Here is a 510-nt window from a genome sequence, read left to right on the forward strand (position 1 = left end):
GTYTAATTTACGAGCAAAAGTTAAAATTGTATCTAATTCAACAATTCCATCTTCAAATTCCACTGTTGAATATTTTAGTAGGTTATCATCAGTATTAAATACTTGACCGTTTGCTCCTAAACCTTCATTGTATTTAATATTTTTCTTTCTTTTATATGTTAAACCAAATTTATTTGCTTCTTTTCATGCAAATAATGCTTCTCAACTAAATTTTTGTTGATAAGTTTGTAAATATCATTATTCAAATGTTTCTCGGTCTCGTTTAGTTGCTTGATTAGCAATATCTCCGAAAATTCTTTGTGGGTTTTGTGCCATATTTTACTTCCTTCTTTCTATTTATTAAATACATTGTCTGTATCTAAAATATTAGACTTCTTGCATAACCTAGTTATTTTAAAATTCTTATAAAATATATTTAAAATAGAAATTATAAGAATCTAAAATTATGAAATTTGATAAATTTGATTTTATTAATGATAAAGAATTATTCCGATTAACAGGAATAAAAYA

1 protein-coding gene is annotated in these 510 nt (G+C 23.6%); it reads left to right on the forward strand.

Annotated features, from left to right (window positions below; genetic code table 4):
* Positions 1–223: hypothetical protein (locus tag EHV01_RS06520; RefSeq protein ID WP_422066750.1), on the forward strand; the 223-nt coding region annotated here is incomplete at its 5' end.
* Between the last annotated feature and the right edge of the window lie 287 nt (positions 224–510).

The sequence above is a fragment of the Spiroplasma sp. hy2 genome (genome assembly GCF_044714365.1).
Lineage (GTDB): Bacteria > Bacillota_I > Bacilli_A > Mycoplasmatales > Mycoplasmataceae > Spiroplasma > Spiroplasma phoeniceum.